This is a genomic window from Flavobacterium sp. EDS (assembly GCF_020991525.1).
Lineage (GTDB): Bacteria > Bacteroidota > Bacteroidia > Flavobacteriales > Flavobacteriaceae > Flavobacterium.
Genome location: NZ_JAJMOZ010000020.1, coordinates 1 through 15220, shown reverse-complemented (window position 1 = coordinate 15220; position 15220 = coordinate 1). Strand labels below are relative to the sequence as shown.

At 31.4% G+C, this 15220-nt stretch carries 11 protein-coding genes; 6 read left to right on the top strand and 5 right to left on the bottom strand.

What is annotated here, in order from left to right:
* Positions 1–8: 8 nt before the first annotated feature.
* From LPB87_RS19025 to LPB87_RS19000, 6 genes are all read left to right on the top strand, one after another.
* Positions 9–3344: a SusC/RagA family TonB-linked outer membrane protein gene (locus LPB87_RS19025; protein ID WP_129538578.1), complete on the top strand. Its 3336-nt coding sequence runs from the start codon at positions 9–11 to the stop codon at positions 3342–3344.
* 10 nt (positions 3345–3354) lie between these two features.
* Positions 3355–4674: a RagB/SusD family nutrient uptake outer membrane protein gene (locus LPB87_RS19020; RefSeq protein ID WP_129538579.1), complete on the top strand. Its 1320-nt coding sequence runs from the start codon at positions 3355–3357 to the stop codon at positions 4672–4674.
* 59 nt (positions 4675–4733) lie between these two features.
* Positions 4734–5492 carry a LytTR family DNA-binding domain-containing protein gene (locus LPB87_RS19015; RefSeq protein WP_230728937.1) on the top strand — a complete coding sequence of 253 codons (759 nt, stop codon included), beginning with the start codon at positions 4734–4736 and terminating at the stop codon, positions 5490–5492.
* Between the two features lie 150 nt (positions 5493–5642).
* On the top strand, positions 5643–6293 hold the full coding sequence (locus tag LPB87_RS19010) for a VOC family protein (RefSeq protein ID WP_230728936.1): 651 nt from the start codon (positions 5643–5645) through the stop codon (positions 6291–6293).
* Positions 6294–6476: 183 nt separating this feature from the next.
* The gene (locus tag LPB87_RS19005) at positions 6477–7070 is read left to right on the top strand and encodes a TetR/AcrR family transcriptional regulator (protein WP_230728935.1); all 594 of its coding nucleotides are present in this window, start codon (positions 6477–6479) and stop codon (positions 7068–7070) included.
* Positions 7071–7181: 111 nt separating this feature from the next.
* Positions 7182–8732 (top strand): DHA2 family efflux MFS transporter permease subunit, encoded by a 1551-nt coding sequence (locus LPB87_RS19000; protein WP_255673270.1) that lies wholly within the window; start codon positions 7182–7184, stop codon positions 8730–8732.
* Positions 8733–8782: 50 nt separating this feature from the next.
* On the opposite strand, the gene LPB87_RS18995 is transcribed toward LPB87_RS19000, so the two are convergent.
* The 5 genes from LPB87_RS18995 to LPB87_RS18975 form a co-directional block, all read right to left on the bottom strand.
* Positions 8783–11182 (bottom strand): TonB-dependent receptor, encoded by a 2400-nt coding sequence (locus tag LPB87_RS18995; RefSeq protein WP_230728933.1) that lies wholly within the window; start codon positions 11180–11182, stop codon positions 8783–8785.
* A gap of 116 nt (positions 11183–11298) precedes the next feature.
* Entirely contained in the window at positions 11299–12360 is a 1062-nt protein-coding gene (locus LPB87_RS18990) for a helix-turn-helix domain-containing protein (RefSeq protein ID WP_230728932.1), read from the bottom strand.
* A 221-nt stretch (positions 12361–12581) separates the two neighbouring features.
* Positions 12582–12752 carry a hypothetical protein gene (locus tag LPB87_RS18985; RefSeq protein ID WP_230728931.1) on the bottom strand — a complete coding sequence of 57 codons (171 nt, stop codon included), beginning with the start codon at positions 12750–12752 and terminating at the stop codon, positions 12582–12584.
* 60 nt (positions 12753–12812) lie between these two features.
* The gene (locus LPB87_RS18980; RefSeq protein ID WP_129538586.1) at positions 12813–13751 is read right to left on the bottom strand and encodes a type IX secretion system membrane protein PorP/SprF; all 939 of its coding nucleotides are present in this window, start codon (positions 13749–13751) and stop codon (positions 12813–12815) included.
* Between the two features lie 21 nt (positions 13752–13772).
* Positions 13773–15220, bottom strand: a 1448-nt coding sequence (locus LPB87_RS18975; protein ID WP_230728930.1) for a gliding motility-associated C-terminal domain-containing protein, incomplete at its 5' end; no start/stop codon positions are given.

The following is a 15220-nucleotide window of genomic DNA, read 5'->3' as shown; positions in this document are numbered from 1 at the left end:
AACCAGAAATGAAAAAATTAATTTACATCTTAAGCATATTCCTGACAGTAGTCGGGTATGCTCAAGAAACTAGAACGATTAAAGGAAAGGTAATAGATTACCAAGACAAATTACCTATTCCAGGTGCAACAGTTTATGTTGAGAACAGCTCAGTATCTAACAGTACAAACCAAAAAGGTGTTATAGAAAGCGCTAGTATTGGAACTGTTACTGATTTTGATGGTAATTTTGAATTAAAAATAGACAAAAATACCACTGGTGTACGTGTGACTTACATGGGATACCAATCTTATACTATTAATATTACCTCTCAAAACAGCTATACTATTTCTTTAAAAGCTGATTTAAGTGAACTTAAAGAAGTTGTAGTAACGGGATACCAAAAAATTGAAAAAAGAAAATTGACTTCGGCTGTAGCCAAAGTTAATATGGCTGATATTCAACAAGCCGGTGTTGCGAGTTTAGATCAATTATTAATCGGTCAAGTTGCTGGTGTTGCTGTTACTCAAACAACAGGAGCTCCTGGTGCAATTGCAAAAATCAGAGTTCGTGGTACTGCATCGCTTTCAGGTTCACAAGATCCTTTATGGGTATTAGATGGTTTACCATTAGAAAGTAACGATGTTCCTAAGAATTTTGACAAAGACAATATCGATGAATTAAATAACTTTTCTATTGCAGGATTAAACCCTGACGATATCAAGGATATTACTATTTTAAAAGATGCTGCTGCTACTGCAATTTATGGTGCCAGAGCTGCAAATGGGGTAATTGTTGTTACTACCAAAAAAGGTAAAAAAGGTACTATGAAAGTAAATTTCATCGCTAATACTTTTGTTACTCAAAAACCAGATTTTTCAAAATTGAATCTTTTAAATGCTTCTCAAAAAGTAGATCTAGAATTAGGATTAGCTAGTAGATCTGACTTAACCTACAGAGATGGTGGCGGAGAAATTTCTCGTATCCTAAATAAGTCTAATGAATTAGGGGCTTATAGAGCGGGAGGTTTTTCGGCATTGTCATCAGACACACAGAATGCTATTAATAATTTAAGAAACAACAATACTAATTGGGGTGATTTATTATACCAAACGGCTATAAATAAGCAATATGGCTTGAGCTTTTCTGGTGGTGGCGAAAAATCTGATTACTACTTCTCTTTAGGAGCTTATAATGAAGAAGGTGCTACAATAGGAACTGGTTACGACAGATATAACGTTACTTTAAAAAATAATTTTGAAGTAACAGATAAATTAAATATTGGTATTGGATTATTTGGATCTGAAAGTAAAACAAAATCATACATAACGGACACAGATGGTTTTACAAATCCATCAAATTATTCAAGAACAGTAAACCCATATTTAACTCCTTTTAATCCTGATGGAAGTTATAACTATGATAAAGATATTAGCGGTTATTCTGATACTTACATCCCTTTTAATTTTATTGAAGAAAGAGAAAACTCTTCTTACGAATTAAAAAACAGAGCTATTAAAGCTATTCTTGATATCGATTACAGAATTACAAAAGGCTTAAAAGCAAGTACCCAAATTGGTTTACAATTTGATAATACTTCAAGTGAAAAATATGCGGGTAAAGACACTTATTTTACAAGAAAAGAAAGAGAAAAAACACGTAGATTTAATAATGGTAAGCCAAGTTATTTTCTTCCAGAAGGTGGAATAATTCAAAATAACAATACCGATTTTTTCCAATACAACTGGAAAACGATGTTAAACTATTCAACTGTTATCAATGAGAAACACGAGTTGGAATTGATGGCAGGAAGTGAATTAAGAAGAAATTACAATACTAGTATTGCAACCAAAGCATTTGGTTACGATCCAAAAACATTAACTTCAATCCAAATCATTTTCCCAAGCGCCGATCTTGCAAATGATGCGGCTTATAGAGCCTACAAAAAGTCTGAGAATGAAAATGCTTTTGCATCTTTTTTTGCAACAGCATCTTACACCTATGATAGAAAATATACTTTCTTCGGAAGTGTACGTTATGATGGTTCTGATTTATTTGGTGTAGATCCAAAATACAAATACTTACCACTTTGGGCCGCTTCTGCTTCTTGGTTAGTGTCTGAAGAAGATTTCTTAAAAGGCAATGAAACACTATCTAACTTAAGATTGCGTGCTTCTTATGGATTGCAAGGAAATATAGACAAAGGAACATCTCCGTTTGTGGTAGGTGATTATGGTATTGTAAGTCTTTTGCCAGGACAATCTGAACCTACTATTACTATATTATCTCCTCCAAATGATAAACTAAGATGGGAAAAAACAGAAAATACCAACTTTGGTATGGACTTAGGTTTATTCAATAACCGTATTAGTATCGTTACTGATATGTATGGAAGAAAAAGTAGTGATTTAATTGGTGTTCAATCACTTGCTGTTGAAAACGGATTTGAGTTCACTACCTTAAACTGGGCGCAAGTATCTAATAAAGGATTTGAGATTGCATTAGCAACAAAAAATATTGATCGTCCAAATTTTAAATGGACAACTAATATTAATTTCTCACACAATAAGAGCCATGTTGATCGTGTGCAAATTAGAGAAAATGAACTTACTCCATCACTACAAGGATACCCAGTAAGAGCGGTATTTGCTTTAAAAACAAATGGAGTTGATGAAAATGGATACCCTTTGTTTGTAAATAAAAAAGGAGAAACAGTTAATACCCAAACCTTCTTTCAGTTATACGATGCTTTAGCTGATGTTATACCTGGAGAGTTTGCACAATCTAAACTCGATATTAAAGAGATAAGAGATTTATTTACTTATGCTGGAGATTTAGATCCTAAGTTTACTGGTGGTTTTACCAATACTTTCAAAATTCATGATTTTGATATTACAGTTGCTACCACTTTTAATATTAAGCAAACAGTTGTGGAGACGCCTCCGTACAATGGTGCAATGGTAGATCGTGGAAAAAACTTTACTACTGATATTCTAAATGCTTGGTCACCAAATAACACAGGATCAAACTTACCAGGAATTGTTGGGAATAACGGCGCTGGAGACTCTTGGATGGCTTACAAATGGTATGCTGGAGCAAATCCAATAAATACCAACAAATACTTAGATACTTGGGTACATGAAATGAGTTATATGCGATTAAGCAGTTTACGTTTTGGATATACTTTGCCTAAAAAAGCAGTAGAAAAAATGTTTTTTGATAGTCTAAGATTCAGTATTGAAGGAAGAAATTTATTTGTAATTAGCTCTGATTACAAAGGATATTTTGATCCTGAGTCTTATGGTAATATCTATGCTCAGCCTATTCCTAAATCATTAACATTAGGATGTAACATAACTTTTTAATTAATTTAAGATGAAAAATATATCAAAATACCTATTCCTTTTTGTAGCTGCAATTGTGGCTTCAAGCTGTGATGATTACCTTGACGTAAAACCGGTAGGGAAAGTGATTCCTGAAACACTTACTGATTTTAGAGCTGTTCTTACTAGAGGATATGCTGTATTTCCTTTACATAAATCACTTACTGCTTTAAGAACAGATGAAATGATTCTTGAAGAGGAAAGTAATGATTATGCATTCTATAAAGATAACTATATCTGGAATGATGCAAATCCCGACCTTATTGCTACAAAATTTCCATATGGTGCATTATACAATTGCATTTTTTATGCCAATGTAATTATTAACGAAGCTAACAACAAACTTGAAGCTTCGCCTGAGAAAGATCAATTGATTGGGGAGGCTTACGCACTAAGAGCATTTGCTTACTTTGACTTAGTTAATCTATTTGCAAAACAATATGATGCAACGACTGCAAATTCTGAGAGAGGTGTTCCATTGGCATTAGAGATAGATTTAGAACAAGTCTTTAAACCAGAAAGCGTAGCGATTATTTACGGGCAAATTATTTCAGATAAAGAGGCCGCTAAAAAACTTCTTAATAAAGATACTCAAGCAACAGGACTAAACTATCGTTTTTCTAAAGCTGCATTATACGCATTGGAGTCTCGTGTTTACTTATATCAAAAACAATGGGCTCAAGCTTTACAAGCTGCAGACAAAGGATTGGCTATTAATAACGCATTAGTTGATTTAAATGCTACTCCTATTTTGCCAAATAATTATGATACTAAAGAATCAATAATGGCTCTTGAAAATACATTTGAAAACAAATTAAAAAGATCTGCTTATCCAGCTCCAAGCTTAATAAATACATATGACCAAGCTAATGATTTGCGTTTTAATGTGTACTATAAAGCAAGTGGAAATGGGTTTATATTTTTAAAAGGTGGCGAAATATACCAAAAAAACACGTTTAGAACTTCTGAATTGTATTTGACTAAAGCAGAAGCTTCCGCACAGTTAAATGATCTTGCTACAGCAAGAACAACTACATTGATTTTTATTAAAAACCGCTATAATACCACAGGTTTCGCACAATTGAGTACAAAGATTAGTGCTATGAATCAAACAGAACTTCTTGACTTTATATATCAAGAAAGACAACGTGAGTTTGCTATTGAAGGACAACGTTGGTTTGATTTGAGAAGAACTACTCAAAAACAAATCGTGCATACATTGAGTGGAAAGACTTATACTTTGATCCAGAATGATCCGAGATACACATTGCCTTTCCCATTAGATGCAAGATTAAACAATCCAGAATTGTAAATTAACTAGCTCCGTTTTTAACGGAGCTTTTTTTTTAACTTTGTAAAAAAAAAGAATAAATGAAAATAGTAATTATTGAAGACGAACATCTTGCTTCAAGTTATCTAAAATCAATTCTGGAACAGCAAAGTATTATTGCCATAACTGAAGTAACTTTGATAAAATCAGTAAAAGATGCTATTGTTTTTTTCAAAGAAAACACGGTTGATCTTGCCTTTATGGATATCCATCTTGGTGATGGTAAAAGCCTTGATATATTTGAAAAAGCAACTATTTCATGCCCTGTAATTTTTATTACTGCTTACGATTCTTATGCTGTAAAAGTCTTCAAACATTTTACTATAGATTACCTTCTTAAACCCTATGAGGAAGAAGAATTATTAGAAGCCTTGTCAAAATACAAAAACATAAAAGAAGCATTTAATCCTAATCCTATAGTTGAATCACTTGTTACACTTGAAAATCAAACTAACATTCAACATCATTTTTTAGTAAATCATAGAGATAAACTAATTTCAATAAACGATCAAACCATTGCTTATTTCTATGCTACGGGTAAACATCTGTTTATTTACACCAACTCTGGAAATAGTTATTTTTACAACAGCAATCTTAAAGAACTAATCAATAAATTAGACCCTGCCCTTTTCTTTAAAGTAAACCGGAAATATATTTTAAACAGAAATCATATTCAGGATATTGTGAAACATTCTAGTCAGAAAATTGAATTGCTTTTAAATATTTCTATTCCCGATACAGACCCTATTATTTTGAGTAAAAAAGAAATTAATAATTTCAAGAACTGGCTTGATTCCTAACTCAAATTATACTTTAATCGGAATATAAACAAATGTGATTCTCTTATAGAGGTATACAATTAGACTTGTTAATTAGTACAATAGTGTTTTCATATATTTGTGTAAACGACAAAGATTTTAACCGAACATCTTTATCTAATAAATACAATTATGAAATTACAGCACATACAAATTCAGACTAATGATCTCTCCAAAACTATTGCATTTTATACTCAAACACTAGGTTTTCAAATTATAGAAAACAATTCTACCTCAGTTTGCTTTCAAATAGGGAGTTCTATTTTAAAGTTTATTGAAAACAAAAATTTTGATTCCATTTATCATTTCGCCTTTAATATTCCTAATAATAAACTTGACGAAGCTATAAAATGGTGCGACAATAAAATTGACTTAATTCGTATTGAGGACGAAAAAATTATTACTAGATTCGAAAATTGGAATGCCAATGCAGTTTACTTTTATGACAATAATGGCAATCTATTAGAATTCATAGCACGACATGATCTGGATAATTCAGAAACTAAATCCTTTGATATAAAATCTATACTTAACATTAGTGAGATTGGTATCGTATATGAAAAACCACTAGAATTAGGTCAAGATTTGATAAACAAGCATCAGCTAAGTTTCTTTAGTAAGAATGCCAATAGCGAAGTTTTTGCAGCCATTGGTGATGATGAAGGTTTATTAATCATTGTAAAACCGAATCGGAATTGGTATCCAACCCAAACACCATCAGAAAGTAATAAAACAGAAATTCGATTAGAAAATAACAATAAAATCACTGAATTAATTTTTTAATTTCTCCACTCATAGATGTTTGTTAAATATCACGCGGGGATGCTACGCACAAAACCTAATATACATTTCCTTTGTATCTCTGCGTCTTTATAGCTTTGAATCTATCAACATCAAAAAAAACTAAAAAAAGTTAAATAATTATACCGATTGGTATATATTTGTATTTTAATATCAAAATTAGTTATGAGTAAAGCTGCTAGAACCAAACAATTTATAATAGAGAAAACTGCTCCTATTTTTAATATGAAAGGATATAGTGGTACATCTATAAACGACATTACAGATGCAACTGGACTTACAAAAGGGAGCATTTACGGTAATTTTGAAAATAAAGATGAAGTAGCAATTGCTGCTTTTAAATATAATATAAAAAAACTTCAAGATGCATTTGCTAAAGCAATTGAAAAAGAAAGTACCTATAAAGGTAAATTATTAGTTTATCCCAGATTATATTCTGACTATTTTCATTTAAAAATTACTGAAGGTGGCTGTCCAATACTAAATACTGCCACCGAAGCAGACGATACTCATCCTGTACTTAGACGAGGTGTAGAAAGAGCTATTGTTTTTTGGAAAGACAAACTAGTTTTTTTTATAGAACAGGGAATTCTTACTGGAGAATTTAAAGCTAAAGCTATCGACTCTGAAAGAACCGCTTTAACCATTATCGCCATAATTGAAGGCGCTGTGATGATCAGTAAAGTAACGGGGAACTTAAAGCACTTATCCGACATCATGATATCATTAAACAGAATTATCGAAGACTTAGAAGACTAAAACTCAAACTCGATTTTTTTTAAACAAAAATATACCGTACGGTATAATAAATGCTAATTCTTTTTTTTTATAAAACAAAATATACCGATTGGTATAATTAATTTATATTTTATGACACCTTTAAATCGCAAAATTTTAATAATTACAGTTATTTTGGCAGCTATCATGGAATTGATAGATATATCAATTGTAAATGTGGCTCTCTCCCATATGAGTGGGAATCTTGGAGCAACATTAGAAGACACTTCATGGGTTATTACCGCTTATGCCATTGCGAATGTTATTATAATACCGCTGACAAGTTTTTTAAGTGCTAACCTCGGACGACGTAATTACTATATTGGTTCTTTAATTTTATTTACATTTTGTTCCTTTATGTGTGGGCATTCTTCAAACATATGGATGTTGGTGTTTTTTAGATTTATGCAAGGAATTGGCGGAGGTGCATTATTATCAATATCTCAAGTTATTATCTTTGAATTATTCCCTAAAGACAAACAATCAACAGCAGGAGCTATTTTTGGTGCTGGAATATTTATAGGACCAACTATAGGTCCAACACTCGGTGGTTATATAACTGAAAACTACGATTGGCCTTGGATATTTTTAATCAACATTCCTATTGGTATTCTTGTAGCTATTTCTTGCTATTTCTTATTGAAAGAACCAACTATTAAGCCTGAAATGGCAAAAGTAGATTGGACTGGAATTATTTTATTGGCCATTGGGGTTGGCTGCTTACAAACAGTACTTGAAAGAGGTGAGGTTGAAGATTGGTTTGAAACTAAATATATTGTTGTTCTATCAGTTGTAGCATTTCTAACATTAATAACTTTTATATATTGGGAGTTAACCATCGAAAAACCCGTAGTTAATCTTCGTGTACTTAAGAGTAAATCATTGAGTATTGCTGCTATTCTGACCTTTGTAACAGGATTCGGAATGTTCATTTCTATATATATTAGTCCAGTTGTGGCGCAACGTTTATTAAGTTTTTCTCCTACTCAAACAGGCTTACTTTTACTTCCAGGTGCAATACTGGCTTTATTGGCACTAAAAGTTTGCGGTACTTTATTACAAAAGGGAGTATCTCCTGTATTAATTATTGCAGTGGGGTTTCTACTCTTTATCTATTTTAATTGGAGAATGTCGGGAATAACATTAAATACTAGTGCTGCAGAAATTTCAACCGCACTAATTTTTCGTGCACTGGGATTAGCATTATTAACAGTGCCACTAACTATGCTTGCTGTTTCATCTCTAGATGATAAAGATGTGGCTCAAGGAGCTGCTTTAAATAATATGATGCGACAGCTGGGAGGGTCATTTGGTGTATCGGTTATAAACACCTATATCGTTAATCGCTATGCCTCACATAGAAATGTATTGATATCAAATATTACACCTGATAACTCCACTGCAATGGATAGAATTAATGGGTACATAAAATATTTTGAAAATAAAGGTTTTGCTTATAATGAGGCCAAATTAAAGGCATTAAAATTGATGGAAGCTATTGTTAGTAAACAATCTTCATTATTGAGTTATAGAGATGCTTTTTTTCTAGTAGGACTCTTTTTTGCAATTACCTTACCGTTATTATTATTTGTGATGAATAAATCAAAAAAAGCTAAATCAGATATTATGCTTTCTGATCACTAAAAACTGGCTTAGAATATAGTTTCTAAGCCAGCCTAAATTTTATAACCAACTTATCTTGCTCTACTATTTTCTGTTTGCTCCAGCTCCTTTTTCTTGTAATCTGTTTTTTTAGAATTCCCAAAACTATACGTTGCAATTAGTTTAAAGTAATTGGTAGTATAAGTTCTGTGATAATAAATCTCAGTTTGTCCTACTTCATAATTTCCGGATCGATTAAACCCCTTAAAAATATCATTTGCAGTAAAATTCAACTTTAAAGCATTATCTAAAAAAGATCTTTCGATTCCTAATAACACTGTAGAACGCTTGTTATCATCTCCTAAACCATAACTTTTATCACCTAAATACCAAGCAAGTAACAGAATTTTAAAAAATTTAGGAATTGTAAAAGTATTATTTGAATACAAATATATCTGAGGCTTAGTTGTTCCTAAAGCAAATGAAAAAGTATTATCAACAAGTTTAGAATAATTCATACTAACAGTATTAGTTGAACTCCACCATTTGGTAGCAAACGATCTAGAAATTGAAGCGAAATAACTGTCTTCCTTATCCATATTAATTCCCCTTAAAATGTAGCTATTAGGATTGTTACCTCTCAGAGCTGCTCCTGATATTGGGTCAATTTTATAAGTATATCCCAATTTAAAATCAAATTTTTTATACAAAGCACCAACTTCAAAAGCATGTATTTTTTCGGGTTTAAGATTAGGATTACCTTCAATAGTTGTAAATGGATCTTGATAAATAACATACGGATTAAGCCCTTGATATCTTGGTCTTGTAATTCTTGAAACATAAGAAGCATGCAATTTTAAATCATCTGAAATTGGCATATTCAATAACAAATTAGGAAATACATTTGCATAATTTTTTTTGAATTGTTGACTTCCATTTGCTGTTGTACTTAATTCATAATTGGTCCATTCGCCTCGAACGCCAACCGAAAAATTAAATTTATCCATCAGAGAACTACTATAATTAAGATAGGCCGCCCCTATTTGCTCATCATATTTAAAATCACTCGAAAGTGCATCATTAAGTTCAAATTCAGTGTTATTATCATCCGAAATTAAAAAAGCTGAACTGGTCTTAATGGCAGCAGAACTAAACTTTGTACCAACCTCTAACTTACTATTATCACTAATTTTTTTTGTGTAATCAGCTTGAGTATTTACGATATTGATGGTATAGTCGGCATTGTTTTTTAAGAATCTTTCAGAGTTAAGCGCATCAACCAAACCGTTTTCATTAATTAAATCTTTTACTTTACTATTGTAATTAGAATATTGCAATCCAATAAATAATGATGATCCATTGGTGCTATTAGCTACATTATAATTTAAATTAATAAATTGGTTCAGTCTAACATCATTTTTAGCAACATCTGTAGCGTAAAAAATATCGTTATTAGTAGTCAAAATTGAATTACGACTTTCTACTACTCCACCCAAATCTTCAATATTTCCACTATACTCAAACGAAATATAATTTGAATCCGAAAAAGAATATTGAAGTCCAAATCCAAAATTAGAATAATTATTAAATCTACGCCTCCAATCTGTGGTGAGTGCAGATTTCATAAATTCAGTAGGATCAGTTCTTGTTCTGGTTGTATATAGCAGTTCTCTATTTTTTCCTAATTGTAATCCATAATTACCTATAACAGAAAATTTCCCTTTATTATAATTAAAATCAAACAAGGAATTTGTGCTTGTTCCCGCAAATTCTGAAACAGTAATTTGTTGGCTTGCCGTTCCCTTGATTCCGCTTTCAATATTTCTCTTTGTAATGATATTAATTACCGCTTTTCCTTCGGCATCGTACTTCGCTGACGGATTAGAAATAACTTCAATCTTTGTAATTTGCGAAACTGGGATTGCTGCAAAACGTTCGCTACTAATCAAAATTCCGTTTAAATAAATAATAGCTTCCCCCTTTCCTAATACACTAATTTGTCCTTCGGAAACCACCACATTTGGAACTCTGCCTAATAATTCATTTACTGAACTACTGGTAGAAAGCAATGTATTAGCTACATTCACCTCAATAGATCCATTAGGTCCGTATTTCAATAAAGAAGTCTGGTTTTTTATGACTACTTCATTTAGCTGATTGTTGTTTGCATTAACGAGTATCGTACCCAAATTTATATTTTCTTTTCCATCATAAATAATACGCTGGAATGTGTCGGCAAATTCTACAGAAGTAAGTTTTACTAATACTTCTTTTTGGTTGATATCTGATAGTTGAAAAACACCATCTAAAAAATCATTTTGTTTAATTAAAGTTGAATCACGAACGGACAATAACGATATGTTTCCCATCATGGGTTCATTGTTGTGATTGACAATTTTACCCGAAATATGCTGTATTGATTGTGCTTTAACTCCAGTGGCAGAAATAAGAAAGCAATAGATATAAATAAAAGCTACGATTAGTGTTCTCATAAAATAGTACTATTAAATTTTTGATTTTTTGTTGGTACAAAAGTCAATCGTAAATAGCAATATGAGGTAATCTAAGTAGAAATCTGGAGTACGGATTTATAAATCTGTACCCAGTTTCAAGTCAATAAAGCTTGTTGTTGATAGCTTAATGGCGTTGTTCCTGTATGTTTTTTAAATGAGGCAAAAAAGGTTGATTTAGAATTAAAACCTACATCGTAGCCAATAGATTCTAACGTAAGTTTATCATTTGAAGCTATTATTTTGCAAGCTTCGTTTATTCTAAATTCATTAACGTAACTGGTAAAATTCTTTCCCAGATTAGTATTTAAAAATTGAGATAATTGATGGCTCGTATTATTTATTTCTTTGGCTAAATCCTGCAATGTCAAATTTGGATTTTTATACAGTTCTTTTTCTATCATTGCATTCTCAAGTTTTTGCAATAAAATTATTTCTTCGGCTGAATCTATCTTTTTACCTGAATGTTTTGACGAATTGAGTAAAAATAAATCATCCGTTTTTTTTCTATACAAAAGAATCGAAATTATTAGATACAAAATGAAAGAAAAAATTATAGATCCACTTATGTATGAAATAGATGGTGCATTAATTAAGGCTAGAAAATAAAATGTAAAAAGTAACACATTCCCTAAATAAATCATACTTAACCATATTTCTGCAGGACTTGCTTTATACATTCTGCTTACAATAATTTTTAGTATTGCTTTAATTGTAAAACCTGAAAAAACAATATAAATAAACCATTGTAAATAGATAAATTTCACAAAATAAAGATTCCAAAGTTTCGGGTAATCTTTGTATGGATATAGTATTCCTACAGTAACAATTAATAACAACCAAAAAATAAGCGTGAGCTTCCATCTTTGAGGTATGCTATTTATATTTTTAACTGAAGCTTTAAAAAAATAATATAAAAATGGACCTATAAAAAAGCAGGCCGAAAGCCCAATTTGAAGATATGTTCTTGGCAAAGTGGGATCAAAATATATAAATACAGATTTTGCAATTCTGATACTTAATGCAAATAAAAGTGCGCCTAAAAAATAATTTGCAAAATACTTTTTCTTTGTAAAGAAAAAGAAATAAACTCCTAGAATAATTCCGTTAAAAGCCCCTAAAGCACTAAAAAAGAATAAAAGTTCTTTGCCTGTATCCATAATTTATTCTAGATTATATAATGATTACTCTATTGACAAAGCTAAAAAAAAGATTGATGTAGGGTGATAATAAATTAATTAAAAAATTATGGTATAACTTACTATTATGAATTGGTATTAAAATAGTAAACATAAAGTATCACCTAAAGTCAATAAAAAGCCCACCTTTAAGATTGGGCTTATTAATTCAATTTTGATGTATACCGGCTAACTTAAAGTAATTAAGGAACTAGTACAGCTCTTCCTTTTATTTGCCCCTTTCTTAATTTATCATAAACTTCAAGAGCTTGGTCTAAACTATATTTTTCTATTTCAATATGAATTTTCTTTTGTAATGCCAGTCCAATTACCTCCATCAGTTCAGTTCTTGAACCCCAATACGGATTTGTCATACTTACACCAAAAGGTAAACCTTAATATCTAAATAAGCACAGCTACAATTACAACAGAACTTAAAAACCGATATTATTAATTGGATCCGTAAAACTGCAACCACAATCACGACGCATGTTTTTAGACTGCTTAAATGTATATTTTATATAAAATTGATGTGATGATGGAGCATATTTTCCTAATCCGTTGATATTGTGATCGTATGCATATCCTGCCTGAAATTCAGGAAGTACATTAACTCCTACGATCCCAGTTATAGCTGATTTCCAACGATATGAAGTTCCAAAACGAAACTTTTCCTTGAATTCAAAATTTAGTGCAAAATCTATTGCTAATGGTGATCCTTGCACTTCTTTTGCTAAAATTGAAGGTTTAAATAATAATTCATCGGTAAGTGCTGTTTGATAACCTGTCGTAAAATAAATTTGAGGTTTTGTAACTGATATTCCTTTAACGGTTGGGTCGTAACTTTCCTTTATAAAATTGGGCGTAGATATTCCTATAAACCATTTTGGAGTATTAAATAAAAAGCCCACTCCTATTCTAGGAGATATTCTGTTTACAATATTATTCTCAAAACTCAAATCATTATTATTCTGTAAATCAAGCAAAGTATAATCTACATTAAGCATATTAAAACCAGCTTTAAGTCCAAACGAAAGCATATTAATTTCGTCTGTAAAAATAGTATATGAATAATCTCCTGTTATAACTAGTTCTTCCGTTACACCTATTTTTTCACTCGACACATTGATACCTGCTCCCATATTCATCGTAAGTGGAATATTGACATTTAGATTTTTACTTTCCGGTGCCCCTTTAAAACCCGTGAATTGCGTTCGGTGAATCAATAATACACTTCCGTCGAAGAAACCTGCAAAAGCAGGATTAAAACTTGACATATTAAGTTTATAATCTGAAAACTGTGCATCTTGTTGGCCTCTTGCAGAAAATAGAATTAAAGTAAATGCAAAAGCTAATATGTAATTAAATTTCATTTGTTTATTGTAGTTTGGATATTAAGGATTTAGATGTAAGAAACCAGTTTTAGTAATGCGTTTATTATCATGATTAGTAAAACTAAATACATAATAATAAGTGCCATAAGGAAGTAAGCTGTTTCCTGATCCTTTATTACCGTAGCCTTTAAATAAATTATCATTATATCCATAACGACTAGTTTCGAATACTAGACTTCCCCACCTATTAAAAATTTCAAGTTTATTATCAGGAAAAGTCGTTGCTCCTTCTACAAAAAACGAATCATTCTTACCATCTCCATTAGCCGAAATTCCATTATTTACTGAAACATCACAATAACGTACATGAACTGTTACTTCTAATCTTTTTGTGCTTTCACATTCAGAACCTGTATATGATGCATAGTATTTATGGTTATCTTCTAAAATGGTAGTTGATGTTAATGGACTACCACCAGTGGCTGTTGAATACCATACAACTTCTTGTTCATTTGTTATAAGATCTGTAATCATTACTTCTTTTCCTATACACACATATTGTATCTCTGCTCCCGTTGGAGACGGAGCATCTTTAATATTTATTTCAACTGGAATGCGATTACTATAACAATTACCATATACTGTTGCTGCGTAATATATCCCATTGGTAATAGTTGTATTTTGGGACAATGCTTGAGTAGAAATAGCATCAACAAACCATTTAACATTAGCTGCATCATTTATGGCAATATCCCGTATTGTAGGATCATCTATTAAGCAAAACTCTTGTGCTAAACTTTCAAAAGTTGGTTCAGGTACAGGCAGAATAGTAACTTTAGCTGTAGCCGAATTTCTATTTCCAGATTGATCTATTACGGATAACGTTACAGTATTGGATCCTATATTGTTACAATCAAAAAGAGTTTGATCAAGAATCATATTGGCAATAGTACAATTATCTGTAGAACCGTTATCAATCTGATTAGGTGTAATACTAACAGTTCCATTTACATTAAGAGAAATCGTAATATCTTGTGTAATTACATTTGGATTTATTTTATCCTCAACTGTCACCACAGCAACTCCAGACGCTGAGTTACTATTAACATCTGTAACTGTTAATATTACGATATTTGGCCCAATATCACTACAAGTAAACGTTGTTTTATCGAGTATCATACTATCGATAGTACAAACATCATCAGAACCATTATCAATCTGCGTTGGAGTTATTACTGCAGTCCCCGTGGTATTCAATTGGACTGTTATATTTTGTGTTACTACCGTTGGCGCAATCAAATCTTCTACAGTGACTACTGCTGTGCCTGTAGCTGAGTTTCCATGAATATCAGTAACAGTTAATGTTACTGTATTTGGTCCAATATTAGTACAATCAAAATCCAATTTATCCAATGTCATAATTGGAGCAACAGCACAATTGTCTGTAGAACCATTATTAATTTGCGCTTCAGTTATACTTGCATTTCCTGTTGCATCCAATTGAATGG